The sequence below is a fragment of the Dysosmobacter acutus genome, assembly GCF_018919205.1.
GTDB lineage: Bacteria > Bacillota > Clostridia > Oscillospirales > Oscillospiraceae > Oscillibacter > Oscillibacter acutus.
This window is the reverse complement of the sequence record NZ_JAHLQN010000001.1, coordinates 834,108-853,002: the sequence shown is the minus strand read 5'-3', so window position 1 is coordinate 853,002 and position 18,895 is coordinate 834,108. Positions and strand designations below refer to the sequence as shown.

Below are 18,895 nucleotides of genomic sequence, written 5' to 3'. Positions count from 1 at the left end.
TTCCGGCTCCTTTTGAAGCCAGATTGAAACATTTAATCCCTTAAATGCTTCAATCTGATCTCAATTGGTGGAGATAGTCGGGATCGAACCGGCGACCTCCTGCTTGCAAGGCAGGCGCTCTCCCAGCTGAGCTATATCCCCGGCTCTATTCCATTCCGCCCTCTTTCAGGTACGGCTTCCTTTTTTGTGGTGGGCCCGAGTGGGCTCGAACCACCGACCTTACGATTATCAGTCGTACGCTCTAGCCAGCTGAGCTACGGGCCCATAACCACCGAGGGCTGCACCCTCTAAATTAAACAACGTAACTACTCAGCCCGCGCCTTCCGGCTGACCTTAGGATGTTATACCAGAACCTCGGCCCTGGTAATGTCTCCTTAGAAAGGAGGTGATCCAGCCGCACCTTCCGATACGGCTACCTTGTTACGACTTCACCCCAATTATCGAACCCACCTTCGACCGCGCCCTCATTGCTGTTAGGCTACGGGCTTCGGGTGTTCCCGACTCTCATGGTGTGACGGGCGGTGTGTACAAGGCCCGGGAACGTATTCACCGCGGCATGCTGATCCGCGATTACTAGCGATTCCGACTTCATGCAGGCGGGTTGCAGCCTGCAATCCGAACTGGGACGGCTTTTAGGGGTTCGCTCCACCTCACGGCTTTGCATCCCTCTGTTTACCGCCATTGTATTACGTGTGTGGCCCAGGACATAAGGGGCATGATGATTTGACGTCGTCCCCACCTTCCTCCGTTTTGTCAACGGCAGTCTCGCTAGAGTGCTCTTGCGTAGCAACTAACAATAGGGGTTGCGCTCGTTGCGGGACTTAACCCAACATCTCACGACACGAGCTGACGACAACCATGCACCACCTGTCTCTACTTTCCCCGAAGGGCACTTAATGCATCTCTGCTTCATTAGTAGGATGTCAAGCCCTGGTAAGGTTCTTCGCGTTGCTTCGAATTAAACCACATAATCCACCGCTTGTGCGGGCCCCCGTCAATTCCTTTGAGTTTCAACCTTGCGATCGTACTCCCCAGGTGCAATACTTATTGTGTTAACTCCGGCACGCAGGGGGTCAGTCCCCGCACACCTAGTATTGATCGTTTACAGCGTGGACTACCAGGGTATCTAATCCTGTTTGCTCCCCACGCTTTCGCGCCTCACCGTCAGTTGTCGTCCAGTCATCCGCCTTCGCCACTGGTGTTCCTCCTTATATCTACGCATTTCACCGCTACACAAGGAATTCCGATGACCTCTCCGATACTCAAGAAAAGCAGTTTCAAATGCAGTTTGGAGGTTGAGCCTCCAGATTTCACATCTGACTTGCCTTCCCGGCTACACGCCCTTTACACCCAGTAAATCCGGACAACGCTTGCCACCTACGTATTACCGCGGCTGCTGGCACGTAGTTAGCCGTGGCTTGTTTTCAGGGTACCGTCTTCTACTCTTCCCCTGTCAAAGAAGTTTACAACCCGAAAGCCTTCTTCCTTCACGCGGCGTTGCTGGGTCAGACTTGCGTCCATTGCCCAATATTCCCCACTGCTGCCTCCCGTAGGAGTCTGGGCCGTATCTCAGTCCCAATGTGGCCGGTCAACCTCTCAGTCCGGCTACTGATCGTCGCCTTGGTGGGCCGTTACCTCACCAACAAGCTAATCAGACGCGAGGCCATCTTTCAGCGATAAATCTTTGACATATCGACCATGCGGTCAATATGCATCATGCGGTATTAGCAGTCGTTTCCAACTGTTGTCCCCCTCTGAAAGGCAGGTTCCTCACGCGTTACTCACCAGTCCGCCACTAAGCATTCCCTTCCGTTGTCCGAAAACTCCTTCAGGGGTGCTCCGTTCGACTTGCATGTGTTAAGCACGCCGCCAGCGTTCGTCCTGAGCCAGGATCAAACTCTCTATAAATTCGTATCAACACAGGCCGTGGCCTGAGCTAATCTTGACTTACAGAGCTATTTCCATAGCTTCTTGTTTTTCGCTCCGCGTTCGGGTAATTGACTAAACCCCTACTTGCAAAGCCTTTATCGGCGCGCACCGTGATTTCTCACAAGTGCGCTTACCGTCTGGTGCTTTCTTTTCGTTACGTTGTTTAATTTACAAGGTGCACGCCTCACCGGCGGAACATTGCTATTATACCCCATCTCCCCCACTCTTGTCAACCTCTTTTTTCAATCTTTTTCAGATTTCTTTCGAGGCTGTTTTCGCGGGGGGCTTGGAAACAGCTTGCTTAGAATACCAAATCTCTCCCCGCTTGTCAATACCCTTTCTCCCCTTTTTCTCATTTTTTTATCCCTGCCATCTCTCTCACTTATACCTTTCCTTCTCTTTGCACGTGACTTTCCGCCGCAAACGTACTATAATACTGCCGAACCGCAGAATCTGCGGCAAGATGAATTGGACAAGGAGGGATCGTTCTGCTGCTGCACCGCATGAGCGCCACCTTCGGCAAGCTGACGGATCAAACCCTGGAGCTTTCCGACGGGCTCAACCTGATCTGCGCCCCCAATGAGGCTGGCAAGTCCACCTGGTGTGCATTTCTCTCAACCATGTTATATGGATTCCCTGCCCGGGAGCGGGGGCCTTTGGCTGATAAAAACCGATTTACCCCCTGGAGCGGCGCGGCCATGCGGGGAAGCATCGAGTGCCGCTGCGGCGGCAGAGAGCTGCTGGTCACCCGGGATACCGCCCGGGCCAGCTCTCCTTTGGGCCGCTTCTCCGCCGTCTACGCCGGTACCGCGGACGAGGTCCCCGGGCTTACCGCCTCTTCCTGCGGGGAGGAGCTGCTGGGCGTTCCAAGGGAGGTTTTTGAGCGCAGCGCCCTGATCCGCCAGGCCGGGATGGCTGTCGGGCAAGACGCGGAGCTGGAGCGCCGCATCGCCTCACTCATCACCACCGGAGAAGAGGACACCTCTTATACGGAGTCCTGCGACCGCCTTAAAAAGCAGCTCAACCGCAGACGCTATAATAAGAACGGCCTGATTCCCGATACAGAGGCCGTCCTGCGGGTCAGAGAGGGGGAGCTGGCCCAGCTCCGCGCTCTGACCGAAGCGCTCCAGGACCAATTGCAGCGCCTGAAGGAACTGGATCACCGCTGCAAATCGCTGAAGGAAAAGATCGCGCTCTGCCGAAGCTGGGAGGAAGCGGAGGCCCAAACCGCCCTGCGTCTTCAGCAGGAGGAGGCTCAGGCCGCCCAGAGGCGGGCGGAGCTGCTGCGCTCCCGGCTGGAAGAGGAACGCATCCCCACCATGGAGGAGATCGCCCGGCTGCGCGCCGCCATCGTCAACCTTGGAACTGTGCGCAAGTCCGTGGAGAAGGCCCGTGAGGATCGGGACAATGCTCAGCGCGCCCTCTATAAGGCGGAGGTGGCTGTCAACAACAGTCCCTTTGCCGGTCAGAGCCCCGAGTCCGCCCGGAAGACCGCCGCCTCTGTCCCTGCTCTCCGCCCCAGGGCCTGGTGGTTCCCGGTTTTACTGTTCCTCGTCGGCGCCGGCGGAACCTTTCTGCTCAGCCAGGGGACGTATCCCCTCTGGGCCGGGGGCATGGCGGGCTGTACAGGCCTTCTTCTGGGCCTTTTGGCCGTGTTCCGGCGGCAGCGGAGCGATCTTAAGAAACGGACCGCCTTTCTTGAGATGTATCAGGCATCTTCTCCGGAGGCGCTGGCAGAGGCAGCGGATACATATATCAAGTTATATATGGCCTGGGAGAGGTCACAGGAGGAAGCCGCCGCCAGATCCGCGGCCGCGGAGGCGCTCTACGCCTCCCTCACCACCAACGAGCAGGCCATCCTCATCGAAATCCGCCGGTTCCGTCCCGCGGCGTTTGACCTCACTGCAGCGGACGATGCGCTGCGGGAGTGCGTTGGGCGGCGGCGCGAGGCCTCGGAGGCGGAGACTCAGGCCCGGGAGGCTGCGCTGCGCTGTCAGTTTGCCCAGGCCGGACTTGAGTCCGCCCCCTCCGGCCAGGAGCTGCCGCCCCGGCCCCAGGAGAGTCCGGAGGAGCTGAAGCGGCTGCTGGAGGCGGCGCAGGGGGAGATGGCCGCCGTCCGCTCCCAGGCCGATCAGCTGCAAGGCCGCCTGTCCGCCATTGGGGACGAGGATACCCTGCGCGCCTCCGTGGACACTCTCCGGGCCGCCCTGTCCGGACTGCAGCAGGAGTACGACGCCATTGCCATGGCCATGGATGCCCTCAGTAGCGCCAATACCACGCTGCAAAACCGCTTTTCCCCGGAGCTGGGCCGGCGGGCCGCACAGATTTTTTCCGCCCTCACCGGCGGCCGCTATTGCAAGATCGCCCTGGACCGCAGCTTCGGCGCCTCCGCCCAGGCCGGAGAGGACCCCATTGCCCGGGACGTGCGGCTGCTGAGCCAAGGGACCGCCGACCAGCTGTACCTGGCGGTGCGCCTTGCCATCTGTGATCTGCTCCTGCCGCCTGAAAAGGAGGTCCCCCTGATTTTAGATGACGCATTGGTCACCTTTGACGACCAACGAATGGCGGCGGCGCTGGATTACCTCAGCACCTGCGGCCGGCAGATTCTGATGTTTACCTGCCAGTCCCGTGAGGCAGACTATCTGCGGACAAAGGGGCTTGCACACATCCAAAGCATTTGAGGATTAGAACAGGCTTTCCTCCATACAATGGAGAGAACTTTATTTCAGATTATAAAAAGGAGTCAGAACGATGAGCGAATGTACTCATAACTGCAGCACCTGCGGCGAAAGCTGTGCCGAGCGCCAGGAGCCTCAATCCCTCCTGAAGCAGCCTCACGCCGAAAGTCACATCGGCAAGGTCTATGGCGTGGTCTCCGGCAAAGGCGGCGTCGGCAAATCCATGGTCACCAGCCAGTTGGCCGTCACCATGCGCCGCAGGGGCTATCGGGTCGGCATTCTGGATGCCGACATCACCGGGCCCTCCATCCCCAAGGTCTTCGGCGTCCACGAGCGGGCCCGGGGCGGTGACAACTGCCTCTACCCGGTGGACAGCAGCACGGGAATCCAGCTGATGAGCGTCAATTTGCTGCTGGAACACGAGACGGACCCGGTGCTCTGGCGCGGTCCGGTTATCGGCAGCGTAGTCACCCAGTTCTGGACCGACGTGATCTGGGATGTGGACTACCTCTTCGTGGATATGCCTCCCGGAACCGGCGATGTATCCCTCAGCGTGTTCCAGTCCATCCCGCTGGATGGTATCGTCATCGTGGCCTCGCCCCAGGAGCTGGTATCCATGGTGGTGGAGAAGGCCGTCCGCATGGCGGAGATGATGGAGGTTCCCATCGTGGGGCTGGTGGAGAATATGAGCTATGTCACCTGCCCCGACTGCGGCAAGCCCATCTACCTTTTCGGCAAGGGCAAATCCGAGCTGGCCGCAGCGCGCCACAACCTCTCCCTGTTGGGCAGGATGCCCATTGAACCCGCCCTTGCGGCTCTGGCAGACGCCGGAAAAATCGAGGAGTTCTCCGGCAATTGGCTGGACGGCGCAGCCGCAGCCCTTGAGTCCTGCTGAGCCTGATACGCCCGTCCGCAGTCTATGGCACGCGGACGGGCGCGTTTTTCCTGTCCGCAATGGGAGGCTATGGAAAATAGCCAAGGGAGGGATATGCCTCTTTTCCTTTTTTGTTGGAAAAACAGTTGAAAAAGCGGGAAAAAGCAGGGATAATAGTAAAGTTAAGACTGCTCTGCCGCGGATGCCAAACTATAAAAGAACATACAGGGGGAAACATACATGCAGCAGCTGAAAGAGCGCATCGAAAAAGAGGGCAAGGTTCTGCCCGGCAACATCATCAAGGTAGACGGATTTCTGAACCACCGCGTCGACACCAAGCTCATGCAGGATATCGCCGACGAGTTTGCCCATCATTTCGATCTGCGCCAGGTCAATCTGATCCTGACGGCGGAGGCCAGCGGCATTGCCCTGGCGGCTATCTGCGCCCACAGATGGGGCAAGCCCATGGTCTTTGCCAAAAAGGCCAAGAGCGACAACATTGAGGGCGGCCTGTACCAGAGCGACATCTTCTCCTATACCTATAAGAAAAAGGTCACGCTTCTGGTCTCCAAGGAATGGATCCGTCCCGGCGACCACGTGCTCATCATCGACGACTTCCTGGCCAACGGCGAGGCCATCCGCGGCCTGTGCGACATCGTGACCTCCGCGGGCGCCGCGCTGGTGGGCGTGGGCTGCGCTGTGGAAAAGGGCTTCCAGGGCGGAGGAGACCGGCTGCGGGCCGCCGGCGTGAATCTCCAGTCTCTGGCCATCATTGAAAGCGCTGAACCGGGCAACATCGTCTTTCGGGACTGATTTCTTTCGGAAAGGAACTACTATATGGAACGTGTTGTCGTCCTTGACTTTGGCGGCCAATACAATCAGCTGATTGCACGCCGCGTCCGGGAGTGCAATGTCTATTGCGAGGTCAAGCCCTGCACCACCCCCTTATCTGAACTGCAGGCCATGCATCCCATCGGCTTTATCTTCACCGGCGGTCCCAGCAGCGTCTATGAACCTGATTCCCCCCAGGTGGCCCCCGCCATCTTCTCCCTTGGCATTCCCATTCTTGGGATCTGCTACGGCTGCCAGCTGATGGCCCATCACCTGGGCGGCAAGGTCTCCCCCGCCACCGACGCCACCGCCCGGGAGTATGGCCGCACCGAGACCTTTTTCGACACCACTTCTCCTTTGTTCAAAAATTTGCCCGCTCAAAGCGTCACCTGGATGAGCCACGGCGACTATATGGAGCGGGTCCCCGACGGTTTTTCCCTGACCGCCCACAGCGACGCCTGCCCCAACGTGGCCATTGCCGATGAGTCCCGGGGCTTTTACGGCGTACAGTATCACCCCGAGGTCAACCACACGGAGTACGGGGTGAAAATGATCCGCAACTTCCTCTACGAGGTCTGCGGGGCCCACGGCCAATGGACCATGGGCGACTACTGCAAAAGCGCCATCGCCCAAGTCCGTAATCAGGTGGGCGGTGGCCGGGTGCTGTTGGCCCTCAGCGGCGGCGTGGACTCCTCAGTCGCCGCAGCCCTGCTGGCCGAGGCCGTGGGCAGGCAGCTGACCTGTGTCTTTGTGGACCACGGACTGATGCGCAAGGACGAGGGCGATGAGGTGGAAGCCGCGTTTTCCAAGTGGGACCTCAACTTTGTCCGTGTGGATGCGGAGGAGCGTTTCCTCAGCAGGCTCTCCGGGGTCACAGAGCCGGAGCGCAAGCGCAAGATCATCGGCGAGGAGTTTATCCGCGTCTTTGAGGAGGAGGCCAAAAAGATCGGCGCTGTGGAGTTCCTGGCCCAGGGCACCATCTACCCCGACGTCATCGAGTCCGGTCTGGGCGCCTCCGCCACCATCAAGAGCCACCACAATGTGGGAGGCCTGCCGGACTATGTGGACTTCAAGGAGATCGTGGAGCCTCTGCGCATGCTCTTCAAAGACGAGGTCCGACAGCTGGGCCGCGAGCTGGGCCTTCCCGAGTATCTGGTCTCCCGTCAGCCCTTCCCCGGCCCCGGCCTCTCCGTCCGTGTCATCGGCGAGATCACCAGAGAGAAGTTAGACATCCTGCGGGAGGCCGACTTCATCTTCCGGGACGAGCTGCACAAAGCCGGCGCTGACGCGTCCCTGTCCCAGTATTTTGCGGTCCTCACCTCCATGCGCTCCGTGGGTGTCATGGGAGACGGCCGCACCTATGACTATACCCTGGCCCTGCGGGCGGTGAACACCTCCGACTTCATGACCGCCGATTGGGCGAGAATCCCCTATGACGTGCTGGATCGGGTCAGCGTGCGCATCGTCAATGAGGTCCGATCCATCAACCGCATCGTCTACGACATCACCTCCAAGCCCCCCGCCACCATCGAGTGGGAATAACTGACAAAACCAGCAAAGCCTTGAAAACACTGGGGTCTTAAAGCGGAAACGGGGCATTTGATAGCAAATTGATAGCAGATACCAAAACCGGATTTACTTTGTTCACTCCCGTATAACGGGTGGTTTGCGGGTAAATCCTCCATATCCTAAGAAAAAGGTCTTGCTGACTTTCACCAGTCGGCAAGACCTTTTTTGTTATTTGTCTTTTCTCTGTTTCTTCAATCCTTTTATCAGAGCATCGCTTAATTCCTTCGAGGGGACTTTGGCCCACCGCTGGGTGGTGTCGTACTTCGGGTAGTTGTAGCGCCAGCGGTCATAGTCCTCCTTGGTGATCTCCCCGGCCTCCAGCTTCGCCGCCTGTTCCCGCCACGCAATCAAGATTTTGTTCAGCTCACTGGCTTGACGGCCTCCCTGAAAAATATCTGCTTGCAGGCAGGCACGTCCATCCGCCTCTACCACTTTCAGACTGTAAACATCCTCCAAGGCGAACAGCGTATGGGCCAAACCTATGTAGTTGTCTATGTCCGGGACGCTCAACGCCTGGGGCGATACATCTAATGTATGCGCCAGGGCAGCGGTCAAGTCGGCCTTCGGCGTCCGGGTGCCTGTTTCGTACTGTGCCAGACGAACATCGGCGGAACGCTCTGGAAAGCCCACCGCCATACCAAGATACTTCTGTGTCATACCCCGGAGGGTGCGGAAAAAATGGATGCGCTCTCCTATTGCCATAAATGCCAACTCCTATCTGGTGGTTTCTGTCGAAAGTAGTATAACATATTCGCTTAGTAACAGTCAAGAGTATCTTAAACAAAAAAGTTAAAAATTATTCCGCAAGCCACTTGACAAAGCAAATTTGCTTAGTTATAATAGATTAAGCATAAAGGCTTAGTTTTCGAGCCATGAAAGGAGGTGAGCTCACAATGGCAAGCACCATGTTCATGCGGGTGGACGAGGTAGCGGAGGAATTAGGGGTTTCTGTCCCCTATGCCTATAAGCTGATTCGTTCCATGAATGCGGAGTTGAAAAAGACGGGCTGTATTACCATTTCAGGCCGGATCGACCGCAAATTCTTCCACGAAAAATTTTATGGCACAAGGGGTCAGAGTGAAAGGAGTGATTAACCTATGGCGGCGTTTAAGAACAAGGCCAACGGCACTTGGTACGTCCAGTTCCGCTATACGGACTGGAAGGGAGAGCGCCAACAGAAGTTGAAGCGTGGCTTTGCCACCAAAAAGGAGGCCCAGACGTGGGAGCGGGAGTTCCTGATGCAGAAGCAGGCCGATGTGAACATGACCTTTGAGAGCTTCGCCCAGCTCTATGAAAAGGACATGAAGCCCAAGCTGAAGCTGAACACCTGGCTGACAAAAGAGAGCATTATCCAGAAGAAAATCCTGCCGTATTTTGGAAAGCGGAAACTGTCGGAAATCACCGCCAAGGATGTGATGGATTGGCAGAACGCGATCCGGGAGTTGACAGACGCCAAAGGAAAGCCCTATTCCCCCACCTATCTCAAAACCGTCCACAATCAGTTGAGCGCCCTCTTTAACCATGCTGTCCGCTACTACGGCCTCCAGGTCAATCCTGCGGCCAAGGCCGGGAACATGGGTGTGGAGGAACGGCGTGAAATGCTGTTCTGGACGAAGGACGAGTATTTGAAGTTTGCCGACGCCATGATGGACAAGCCCCTCTCCTACTACGCCTTTGAAATGCTCTACTGGTGCGGTATCCGGGAGGGGGAACTGCTGGCCCTCACCCCAACAGACTTCGACTTTGAGGCGGGTACAGTGTCCATCAGCAAATCCTATCAGCGGCTCAAGGGCAAGGACGTGATTACCACCCCCAAGACGAAAAAGAGCAACCGTGTCATTAAGATGCCCAAATTCCTCTGTGGAGAGATGGAGGACTACTTAAAGATGTTTTACAGCACCGGGGCAAATGAACGGATTTTCTCTGTCAGCAAGCACTATCTCCACCATGAAATGGACAGAGGTGCGAAAGCGGCGGGAGTGAAGCGGATCAGGATTCACGACCTCCGACATTCACACATTTCCCTGCTGATTGATATGGGCTTCACCGCCCTGGCAATCGCTGACCGGGTGGGGCATGAGAGTATCGACATCACCTACCGCTACGCCCATCTGTTTCCTACAAGGCAGACGGAGATGGCGGACAAGCTGGACTTTGAAAGGATGGGAACGTAACCATGTCACTGAAAAACCGAGACAACAAAAATCGCTGGAGGAACAAGACCGTGGCCTTCCGGGTGTCCCCGGAGGAAGATGAACAGATCGAGGCCGCTGTGCGGCTCTCCGGCCTGACAAAGCAGGACTACATCACAAGACGCCTCCTGTGCCGGGAAGTAGTGGTACAGGGTAATCCCAAGGTCTACAAGGCCCTGCGTGACCAGCTTGCCGCCGTTCTGGACGAACTGCGGCGGGCCGAGGACGGGGCTGGCGTGGACGATGAACTGCTGGACACCATTCAGATGATCGCCGCTATCATGGGCGGCATGAAGGAGGTTTGATAGATTGATGGATTCCAAGGAAACGAAAGGGACTGTCCCGGTTCCGTCTGTTGGCGCAGACGGGGAACAGCCCATTTCACAAACACCCACCGCAAGTATAACAGAGGAAACGACAGAAAACAATCCCCCTGAAAAAAATTATGCGGAACTGCTGCGGAAAATGCAGCGCATGAATGACCCGGCGTATCTCCCCACGATTTCCATGAACGAGTTGTACGAGAACGTCTATCAGAGCAGACCGCCCGTCATTGACGGTCTGCTCTATCCGGGGACGTACCTCTTTGCGGGAGCACCCAAGGTGGGCAAGTCGTTCCTGATGGCCCAGCTTGCCTACCACGTCAGCATGGGCCTCCCCCTGTGGGACTATCCCGTTCACAAGGGGACTGTCCTCTATCTGGCGCTGGAGGACGATCACCGCCGCTTGCAGGAGCGGCTTTACCGGATGTTCGGCATGGACGGCACCAACGACCTCCTCTTTTCCATCTGTGCCAAACAGGTTGGCGCTGGGCTGGAGGAACAGCTAAAGCGGTTCGTGCAGGAACACCCCGACACCAAGCTGATTATCATTGACACCCTCCAGAAAATCCGGGAGGCTGGCGGGGATAAATACAGCTACGCCAACGATTATGAGGTGGTGGGAAAGCTGAAACGCCTCGCTGACGCTTGCGGCGTCTGTCTCCTGCTGGTACATCACACTCGCAAACAGCAGGCCGACGACAAGTTTGATATGATCTCTGGCACCAACGGCCTGTCGGGGGCGGCGGATGGGGCCTTTCTTCTTCAGAAGGAGAAGCGGACAGACGACACCGCCACCCTGGATGTGGTAGGACGTGACCAGCAAGACCAGCGGCTCTATCTCACCAAGGACAAGGAACACCTAACATGGACACTGGAGCGGATGGAAACGGAGTTGTGGGTAGAACCCCCCGACCCGGTGCTGGAGGCCGTAGCCGCTTTTATTACGGCGGAGAGGCCGTCCTGGAGCGGTACAGCCACGGAGTTGGCAGCGGTCCTGCAAGTGGATATGAAGCCTAACGCCTTGGCTATGCGGCTGAACGTCCGGGCCGGGAAACTGGCGGCAGAGTATCACATCCATTATGAGAACACCCGTACCCACGCCGGGAGAAGTATCAGCTTGACGCTGGAGCCTCCCCAAGCGTGACGACCGTGACGGCTTTTTTGAGAGCGGGGGCGGTGTCTAAAACATCGTCACGGTCGTCACGGCTGTCACGGGGGAGCGGGGTCAAATGTCAAGGGGGCATACCTACGGGTGGAGATTGCCGCAAGGCAATACAACCCGAACCCCTTGACATTTGGCCCACGGAGGACACTTGCCGGGTGGTGGAAAGGCACAGCCTTTCCACCTGCCCAACGGCGAGTGGAAAAGTTTAGGCGGGGTGCAGGGTGCCCTTTTCAAAGGGCGGCCCTGCTGGGGGAGGCAACCGCAGTTGCCGGGGGCAAAGCCCCCGCACCCCCTCGGGAGAGCCCACGGCACTTTCGCACCAACGGGGCGAAAGTGTCATAGTGGGTTATTACACTTCCCGCAGGAAGTGACTCCCCCGAACCCCCGTCCATTTTCAACAACCAAACATCTGAAACAGGAGGATTTTTGCCTATGGCGAGAGGCGACGGTATTGACCGTACCAACGCAAGAAATATGAGGCTGACCGAAACCAAGATCGGCAACACCCAGCAGCACAACGAGCGTGAGAAGGATTCCTATGTCAACCAGGACATTGTACCAGAGCGGACGCCGCTCAATGTCCATTTCAAGGCCCCATCTGCAGGGTATCAGGAGATGTTCTCCCAAATGGAGGCCGATGGTGTGATCTCCACCCGTGGCATTAAGGCGGACGCATTTCGATACGGTGAGTTGGTCTTTGATGTGAACTCCGCCTACTTCTACAATCACGGCGGCTATGACTTCGCAAAACAATTTTACACCGACGCTTACAAATCCGCAATCAAAATCGTAGGTGGAGAGCAGTATATTTTGTCGGCGGTCATGCACGCTGACGAGCGCAACCGGGCCATGTCCGAGGCGCTGGGGGAGGATGTGTACCACTACCACCTTCATGTGGTCTATATCCCGGTGGTGAAGAAGGAGATACGATGGACAAAGCGGTGCAAGGACAAATCCCTGGTGGGCAAGGTCAAGGAAACCGTTATGCAGGTCAGCATGAGCAAAAAGTGGGCGTCCCAGCCCGCAGTAGACGAGGCCACCGGGGAGCCATTACGAACAGCAAAGGGCAAGCCTGTTCTGAGAAAGTCGTACAGCGTCTTGCAGGATGATTTCTTTCAGCAGATGCGCTCCGCTGGCTACACGGATTTGGAGCGTGGAGAGCGTGGCAGTTCCGAGGAACATCTGACGGTCACGCAGTTCAAGGTGAAGTGTGAACAGGAGCGGTTGGCACAGCTTCAAGAGGCGGCTGTGCTGGCCCAGGCCGAGGTTGACCGAAGGAACAGGGAGGCGACAGCTGCCGAAAAGAAAGCGGCCCAGGCCAAGGCCAAACTAAACGATGTGGCCCCCATGCTGAAAGGCATGGAGAAGCTGGCGGAGGAATTTTCCAGCGACCCGGAACAGGTCTTGCCAGAAGCGGGGCCGCTGGAATCAGCCAGGGCCTACCGGGAGAAAAAGGCCAAGCCCTTATGGGCGAAGATCGTCAAGGTGCTACGGTCTGTCTATCGGGCCTACTGTGACCTCAAATCCAAATTTGAGCGGCTGCAAGCGGACTATGGCCGGGAGGTCAGCAAAAACAGTTCCTTGTCAGAAAGGATTTACGAGGTCTGCGCCGAGCGAGACAGCCTAAAGGGAAAGGTCAGAGACTATGAGCGGGTCAGGCGGGCCATTGGCACGGAACAGGCGGACAGAATATTAGAGGCCGCTTACCAGCAGGAACAGGCCGAAAAGGAACGGAAACGGGCCGCAAGGCAAAAAACAAGGGTAGGCGCACGATAATCACCAAAACCGGAGGGTGTTCCAGTGAATGCCCTCCTGATTTATTTGGGGAATCGGGTAAAATAATTTCTTGCTTTTTAGAGCGTACTATGATATACTACTATTATCCTGATTTGAGGAGTCTACCAAATATGCGGCAAGGTATTCTTAAATAAAATTTGATAATGGGCGCAAAAATGATTGCCCCTTGCAGGGGCTTAGTTTTTGTACCCAATTTAAGAATACTTTTGCCTTTTTAGTAAATATCGTGACGGACAGCGGCTCATGTAAGCCGTCATACTTCTGTTTGTCCGAAGTCATGATCCCCAGCGGTAAAAGTATTAGCCGCTGGGGATTTTTATGCCCTTTGGGGCTGTAAAGGGAGGACAATCACATGAAAATAATCAATATTGGAATTCTTGCCCATGTAGACGCTGGAAAGACGACCTTGACGGAGAGCCTGCTATATGCCAGCGGAGCCATTTCAGAACCGGGGAGCGTCGAAAAAGGGACAACGAGGACGGACACCATGTTTTTGGAGCGGCAGCGTGGGATTACCATTCAAGCGGCAGTCACTTCCTTCCAGTGGCACAGATGTAAAGTTAACATTGTGGATACGCCCGGCCACATGGATTTTTTGGCGGAGGTGTACCGCTCTTTGGCTGTTTTAGATGGGGCCATCTTGGTGATCTCCGCTAAAGATGGCGTGCAGGCCCAGACCCGTATTCTGTTCCATGCCCTGCGGAAAATGAACATTCCCACCGTTATCTTTATCAACAAGATCGACCAGGCTGGCGTTGATTTGCAGAGCGTGGTTCAGTCTGTTCGGGATAAGCTCTCCGCCGATATTATCATCAAGCAGACGGTGTCGCTGTCCCCGGAAATAGTCCTGGAGGAAAATACCGACATAGAAGCATGGGATGCGGTCATCGAAAATAACGATGAATTATTGGAAAAGTATATCGCAGGAGAACCAATCAGCCGGGAAAAACTTGCGCGGGAGGAACAGCAGCGGGTTCAAGACGCCTCCCTGTTCCCAGTCTATCATGGCAGCGCCAAAAATGGCCTTGGCATTCAACCGTTGATGGATGCGGTGACAGGGCTGTTCCAACCGATTGGGGAACAGGGGGGCGCCGCCCTATGCGGCAGCGTTTTCAAGGTTGAGTACACCGATTGCGGCCAGCGGCGTGTCTATCTACGGTTATACAGCGGAACGCTGCGCCTGCGGGATACGGTGGCCCTGGCCGGGAGAGAAAAGCTGAAAATCACAGAGATGCGTATTCCATCCAAAGGGGAAATTGTTCGGACAGACACCGCTTATCAGGGTGAAATTGTTATCCTTCCCAGCGACAGCGTGAGGTTAAACGATGTATTAGGGGACCAAACCCGGCTCCCTCGTAAAAGGTGGCGCGAGGACCCCCTCCCCATGCTGCGGACGACGATTGCGCCGAAAACGGCAGCGCAAAGAGAACGGCTGCTGGACGCTCTTACGCAACTTGCGGATACTGACCCGCTTTTGCGTTGCGAAGTGGATTCCATCACCCATGAGATCATTCTTTCTTTTTTGGGCCGGGTGCAGTTGGAGGTTGTTTCCGCTTTGCTGTCGGAAAAATACAAGCTTGAAACAGTGGTAAAGGAACCCTCCGTCATTTATATGGAGCGGCCGCTCAAAGCAGCCAGCCACACCATCCATATCGAGGTGCCGCCCAACCCGTTTTGGGCATCCATAGGACTGTCTGTTACACCACTCTCGCTTGGCTCCGGTGTACAATACGAGAGCCGGGTTTCGCTGGGATACTTGAACCAGAGTTTTCAAAACGCTGTCAGGGATGGTATCCGTTACGGGCTGGAGCAGGGCTTGTTCGGCTGGAACGTAACGGACTGTAAGATTTGCTTTGAATACGGGCTTTATTACAGTCCGGTCAGCACGCCGGCGGACTTCCGCTCATTGGCCCCGATTGTATTGGAACAGGCATTGAAGGAATCGGGGACGCAGCTGCTGGAACCTTATCTCTCCTTCATCCTCTATGCGCCCCAGGAATACCTTTCCAGGGCTTATCATGATGCACCGAAATACTGTGCCACCATCGAAACGGCCCAGGTAAAAAAGGATGAAGTTGTCTTTACTGGCGAGATTCCCGCCCGCTGTATACAGGCATACCGTACTGATCTGGCCTTTTACACCAACGGGCGGAGCGTATGCCTTACAGAGCTGAAAGGATATCAGGCCGCTGTCGGTCAGCCGGTCATCCAGCCCCGCCGTCCAAACAGCCGCCTGGACAAGGTGCGCCATATGTTCAGTAAGATCACTTGATACACCACAGCGAGGAAGGTTATTGCATTTCCCTGTCTTTCGTGGTAAAATGTAGTTGTAAACCACCAGAGAAACCAATCTAATTTTACCGTTGATAGCCATTTCCTTGATAGCCAAATGATAGCAAAAGTTCGGCAAGCCCATAGGATAAGGATAATAGGTATCAGGAAAAATCAAATGGTATCAAATTTCCCAAACAAAAGCGTTTAGAATTAAGTTTCATTTTGCGAGTGGGAATAACATAACCATTGCCGCAAACCCTGTTGATCGGGGTTTGCGGCTTTCTCTTTTACCCAGAAGTACGCAAAAGGTACACGAAATGGGGTTAAAAGAAACTTTGCAGTCTCTCAGCTACTTCCCCCTGCTTATTGGGATACAGGTGGGAGTAGGTCTGCAAGGTGGTTTTTATATCTTCATGACCCAGCCGTTCGCTAATGAGAAGCGGGGAAAAACCCATCTCGATTAGCAGGCTTGCGTGGCTGTGGCGAAAGTCATGAATTCTGATAACCTTGACGCCGCTTTTCTTACAGCCTCTGTCCATCTCATGCTTGAGATAGTGCTTTGTCACAGTAAATAACCGTTCGTTTGGTTCGTAATCTACAAGTTTTTGTACATAAGACTTTATGAGATCGCAGACAAAGGGCGGCAAGGTCACTTTCCGTTTGCTTTTTGGTGTTTTGGGCTCAAGGATCAAGTCCTCGTTATCGAACCGTGCGTAGTTTTTGCTGATCGACACTGTGTTCGCATCAAAGTCGAAGTCGTTTAAGGTCAGCGCAAGCATTTCACCGGAACGCATTCCAGACCAGAAGAGCAGATTGAAAATGGTCGTGGAAACGATTTTATCGCTAACAGCGGCAACGAATCGCTTAAACTCATCCACCGTCCAAAACAGCATACAGTCCGCATTCTTCTTTCCCATTGCGCCACAGATCCGGGCTGGATTTTCCGGGAGCCTGTAATATTTGCAGGCGAAGTTGAAGATTGCGGATACCTGATTATGTACGGTCTTCAGATACGTCTCGCTATAGCCGGCAGGATGCGAAATCAGTGTCGTTTGCCATTTCCGAATTATAGTTGCGGAGATCTTGTTGATTGGCGTATTCCCGAAGTAGGGCAGCACATGGGTGCCTATGAGAAATTGTTTGTTTGCATAGGTCGTAGGCTTTAGGCGCGGCTCACAATCCTCCATATAGAGTTCTACAAGGGAGGAAAAGAGCATATCACACGAAGCCAGCGCCTTGCTTAAAAACTCCGTTTCATAGGCTTTCGCCTCTTTTTGCAGCTTAAAGCCCATTTTCTTTTTCTGCGTCTTCTTGCCCGTCCAATCAGTAAAAACAAATTTGCAATACCACAATCCGGTTTTGGGGTCTTTGTAGGTAGGCATTTGCACCTCCTTCTGCTACCACGACCATATTATAGCATTACCTATAACCGTTGTATATTAGGTTGGCTTTACAAGTAGACATTTACATAAAAGTACTTAGCGGATATTTTGCCTGCTATAGTGATCTTCCCGGATTTTTGCAAATCCTCGTTTAGTCGCCGAATGATTCTGTAGGCAGTGCTTCTTGAAACATTTAGGATATCAGCAACATCACTGGCTGATAGAAATTTTTTACCTTGAGGCGGATAGGTTTGTTTCATCTGTTCACTCCTTTTGGGTAAATAGAAAGACGCCATCAAGCATTTTAATGAATCGCTTAATGGTTCCTTAGCGTTTTTATTGTTGTAATATTATTTATGTTACAACTCAAATTTTAAGGTTACACTTAGCAAAATAATTGTGATACTTCAAACCTTGTTTCACAAGAAGAACTTACATGGCCGGCGTTGATTTCATACAATACTGCCGCAAGATGGATACAGAATCCGATATTGCAGGAACAATACAGATCTTCCACACAGCCGTTTGCATCAAGATTCACCTCTATAAATAACGGCTCTCCATCATTGGATTGTATGACGGCATCATAGCACCCAATACCCGATTCCGTAAGGCTTTGCAACGCGCCACGATTCAAGATTGCTTGAATGTTCTCAAACTCTTCGGGAGTTATTTCCGCAATCCATTCAGCTATCGTTTTTCGCTGGTTCCTTTTCATTTTGTAACCTCCATCTTATTCAAAATTTTTTATGGTTTCAGCACTATTGAGTTTCTCTTGGAAAGTTAGATGGGAATACAGGTCAGCTGTTGTCTGAATACTGCTGTGACCAAGCCACTGCTGAACTTCAATAAGCGGTGCGCGTGCGGTAATGAGCAAATTTGCGCAGCTGTGACGAAGATCATGCAGCCGAATCGGCCGCAGTCCATACTTCGCTAATAGCTTTGGGAACGCCGTTGTAACATAGTTTGGCTTAAGTGGATGACCTTTTTCATCTATAAAGACATAATCACCTGCTTTAACCTGACTTTCTCCGTAGCGTCGCTGCCGCTCTGTCAGCAGCATATTGCGCAACGGTTCAACCATTGGAAGCGTGCGTAGGCTGGCGGTACGCTTAAGCTTATCTTGCGCAAATAAAGCAGCCTTTCCATCCACATTGCCGCGGATCACTTCGTGTTGAACATTGATGATATTTGCTGAAAAATCGATTGTTCCCCAGCGTAGACCCAATAACTCTCCACGCCGCATTCCCGTATAAATCGCCATTGTAAGCATTGGCTCCAGTTTTTCGCCTTGAATGGAATCCAGAAGCTGACGGCATTCTTGGGCAGTATAGGGCTTAATGACATACACTTCTTTTCTTGGCCGTCTTACCCGTGCGGCGGGATTTGCAGAAATTAACTCATGATAGTATGCATCTTCCAGCGCCTTATGGATGACCGCATGATGACGCAGAACGGTGCTCTCAGATACTCCCTTTTTCCGAAGCTCCTGATGGTATGCAATGATATCGGCAGGCCTTAGCGCAGATAAAGCAATTCTTTTTGGCGCATAGAATTGGATGACTTGCCCTTCTAAAATTGACTTATAGCTGTCAAAGGTCGCCTTTGCGAGCTCGCATTGGCGATCCTTGATCCATTGTTTTAGGTATTCGGAAAACAGCATATTACCGGATGTACCCCTGGCGTCACTATACTCCAAACGCATTTGATATAGCATTTCCTCAGCCTTGTGTTTGTTCCCCTTTATTGGAAGGCCTGTGCCAATCCACTTTGGTATACGCTTTCCTTCTGGTGTACGTAACTCCAACACCATATACCATTTACCTGCCTTTGCGCTTAAATGTCCTGAAATCATTTGTGCTGTCTCCTTTAGTAAAATAA

Annotated in this window: 15 protein-coding genes, 2 tRNA genes and 1 rRNA gene; 10 read left to right on the top strand and 8 right to left on the bottom strand. The window is 54.2% G+C overall.

What is annotated here, in order from left to right:
- Positions 1-65: 65 nt before the first annotated feature.
- From KQI82_RS03990 to KQI82_RS03980, 3 genes are all read right to left on the bottom strand, one after another.
- Positions 66-141, bottom strand: a tRNA-Ala gene (locus KQI82_RS03990).
- Positions 142-187: 46 nt separating this feature from the next.
- A tRNA-Ile gene (locus KQI82_RS03985) sits at positions 188-264 on the bottom strand.
- 114 nt (positions 265-378) lie between these two features.
- A 16S ribosomal RNA gene (locus KQI82_RS03980) occupies positions 379-1,908 on the bottom strand.
- 524 nt (positions 1,909-2,432) lie between these two features.
- On the opposite strand from KQI82_RS03980, the gene KQI82_RS03975 reads away from it, so the two are divergent.
- The 4 genes from KQI82_RS03975 (at position 2,433) to guaA (ending at position 7,854) form a co-directional block, all read left to right on the top strand.
- On the top strand, positions 2,433-4,610 hold the full coding sequence (locus KQI82_RS03975) for an ATP-binding protein (protein ID WP_241426607.1): 2,178 nt from the start codon (positions 2,433-2,435) through the stop codon (positions 4,608-4,610).
- 70 nt (positions 4,611-4,680) lie between these two features.
- Positions 4,681-5,502: an Mrp/NBP35 family ATP-binding protein gene (locus KQI82_RS03970; protein ID WP_216559028.1), complete on the top strand. Its 822-nt coding sequence runs from the start codon at positions 4,681-4,683 to the stop codon at positions 5,500-5,502.
- Positions 5,503-5,721: 219 nt separating this feature from the next.
- Complete coding sequence (locus KQI82_RS03965) at positions 5,722-6,294, top strand: xanthine phosphoribosyltransferase (RefSeq protein ID WP_216559024.1); 573 nt, start codon at positions 5,722-5,724, stop codon at positions 6,292-6,294.
- Between the two features lie 24 nt (positions 6,295-6,318).
- A complete protein-coding gene (guaA, locus tag KQI82_RS03960) occupies positions 6,319-7,854 on the top strand; it encodes a glutamine-hydrolyzing GMP synthase (RefSeq protein ID WP_216559021.1) in 1,536 nt (511 codons plus the stop codon).
- A gap of 195 nt (positions 7,855-8,049) precedes the next feature.
- On the opposite strand, the gene KQI82_RS03955 is transcribed toward guaA, so the two are convergent.
- Positions 8,050-8,583, bottom strand: a complete 534-nt coding sequence (locus tag KQI82_RS03955) for a helix-turn-helix domain-containing protein (RefSeq protein ID WP_004221664.1) — start codon at positions 8,581-8,583, stop codon at positions 8,050-8,052.
- Positions 8,584-8,774: 191 nt separating this feature from the next.
- On the opposite strand from KQI82_RS03955, the gene KQI82_RS03950 reads away from it, so the two are divergent.
- From KQI82_RS03950 to tet(W), 6 genes are all read left to right on the top strand, one after another.
- Positions 8,775-8,975: a MerR family transcriptional regulator gene (locus tag KQI82_RS03950; RefSeq protein ID WP_033524007.1), complete on the top strand. Its 201-nt coding sequence runs from the start codon at positions 8,775-8,777 to the stop codon at positions 8,973-8,975.
- Between the two features lie 3 nt (positions 8,976-8,978).
- Positions 8,979-10,055, top strand: coding sequence for a site-specific integrase (locus KQI82_RS03945; RefSeq protein WP_004221659.1), 1,077 nt, complete (start codon positions 8,979-8,981; stop codon positions 10,053-10,055).
- A 2-nt stretch (positions 10,056-10,057) separates the two neighbouring features.
- Positions 10,058-10,378, top strand: a complete 321-nt coding sequence (locus KQI82_RS03940) for a plasmid mobilization protein (protein ID WP_004221657.1) — start codon at positions 10,058-10,060, stop codon at positions 10,376-10,378.
- Positions 10,379-10,385: 7 nt separating this feature from the next.
- The gene (locus tag KQI82_RS03935; protein ID WP_033524006.1) at positions 10,386-11,540 is read left to right on the top strand and encodes a helicase RepA family protein; all 1,155 of its coding nucleotides are present in this window, start codon (positions 10,386-10,388) and stop codon (positions 11,538-11,540) included.
- 453 nt (positions 11,541-11,993) lie between these two features.
- Positions 11,994-13,337 carry a plasmid recombination protein gene (locus KQI82_RS03930; RefSeq protein ID WP_004221652.1) on the top strand — a complete coding sequence of 448 codons (1,344 nt, stop codon included), beginning with the start codon at positions 11,994-11,996 and terminating at the stop codon, positions 13,335-13,337.
- Between the two features lie 373 nt (positions 13,338-13,710).
- Positions 13,711-15,630 (top strand): tetracycline resistance ribosomal protection protein Tet(W), encoded by a 1,920-nt coding sequence (gene tet(W) / locus KQI82_RS03925; RefSeq protein ID WP_216559018.1) that lies wholly within the window; start codon positions 13,711-13,713, stop codon positions 15,628-15,630.
- A 325-nt stretch (positions 15,631-15,955) separates the two neighbouring features.
- Here tet(W) and KQI82_RS03920 read toward each other — a convergent pair whose 3' ends face one another.
- The 4 genes from KQI82_RS03920 to KQI82_RS03905 form a co-directional block, all read right to left on the bottom strand.
- Positions 15,956-17,014, bottom strand: coding sequence for a site-specific integrase (locus KQI82_RS03920; RefSeq protein WP_216559015.1), 1,059 nt, complete (start codon positions 17,012-17,014; stop codon positions 15,956-15,958).
- A 68-nt stretch (positions 17,015-17,082) separates the two neighbouring features.
- A complete protein-coding gene (locus tag KQI82_RS03915) occupies positions 17,083-17,274 on the bottom strand; it encodes a helix-turn-helix domain-containing protein (RefSeq protein WP_216559012.1) in 192 nt (63 codons plus the stop codon).
- A gap of 125 nt (positions 17,275-17,399) precedes the next feature.
- Positions 17,400-17,732 carry a hypothetical protein gene (locus tag KQI82_RS03910; protein WP_216559010.1) on the bottom strand — a complete coding sequence of 111 codons (333 nt, stop codon included), beginning with the start codon at positions 17,730-17,732 and terminating at the stop codon, positions 17,400-17,402.
- A gap of 15 nt (positions 17,733-17,747) precedes the next feature.
- Positions 17,748-18,869: a tyrosine-type recombinase/integrase gene (locus KQI82_RS03905; protein WP_216559007.1), complete on the bottom strand. Its 1,122-nt coding sequence runs from the start codon at positions 18,867-18,869 to the stop codon at positions 17,748-17,750.
- Positions 18,870-18,895 lie beyond the last annotated feature (26 nt).

Coding starts and splice junctions, on each gene's coding strand:
- KQI82_RS03915 (WP_216559012.1), bottom strand. CDS start 17,274: ATGAAACAAACCTATCCGCCTCAAGGTAAAAAATTTCTATCAGCCAGT.
- KQI82_RS03935 (WP_033524006.1), top strand. CDS start 10,386: ATGGATTCCAAGGAAACGAAAGGGACTGTCCCGGTTCCGTCTGTTGGC.
- guaA (WP_216559021.1), top strand. CDS start 6,319: ATGGAACGTGTTGTCGTCCTTGACTTTGGCGGCCAATACAATCAGCTG.
- KQI82_RS03920 (WP_216559015.1), bottom strand. CDS start 17,014: ATGCCTACCTACAAAGACCCCAAAACCGGATTGTGGTATTGCAAATTT.
- KQI82_RS03905 (WP_216559007.1), bottom strand. CDS start 18,869: ATGATTTCAGGACATTTAAGCGCAAAGGCAGGTAAATGGTATATGGTG.
- KQI82_RS03945 (WP_004221659.1), top strand. CDS start 8,979: ATGGCGGCGTTTAAGAACAAGGCCAACGGCACTTGGTACGTCCAGTTC.
- KQI82_RS03955 (WP_004221664.1), bottom strand. CDS start 8,583: ATGGCAATAGGAGAGCGCATCCATTTTTTCCGCACCCTCCGGGGTATG.
- KQI82_RS03910 (WP_216559010.1), bottom strand. CDS start 17,732: ATGAAAAGGAACCAGCGAAAAACGATAGCTGAATGGATTGCGGAAATA.
- KQI82_RS03950 (WP_033524007.1), top strand. CDS start 8,775: ATGGCAAGCACCATGTTCATGCGGGTGGACGAGGTAGCGGAGGAATTA.
- KQI82_RS03930 (WP_004221652.1), top strand. CDS start 11,994: ATGGCGAGAGGCGACGGTATTGACCGTACCAACGCAAGAAATATGAGG.
- KQI82_RS03940 (WP_004221657.1), top strand. CDS start 10,058: ATGTCACTGAAAAACCGAGACAACAAAAATCGCTGGAGGAACAAGACC.
- KQI82_RS03975 (WP_241426607.1), top strand. CDS start 2,433: ATGAGCGCCACCTTCGGCAAGCTGACGGATCAAACCCTGGAGCTTTCC.
- KQI82_RS03970 (WP_216559028.1), top strand. CDS start 4,681: ATGAGCGAATGTACTCATAACTGCAGCACCTGCGGCGAAAGCTGTGCC.
- KQI82_RS03965 (WP_216559024.1), top strand. CDS start 5,722: ATGCAGCAGCTGAAAGAGCGCATCGAAAAAGAGGGCAAGGTTCTGCCC.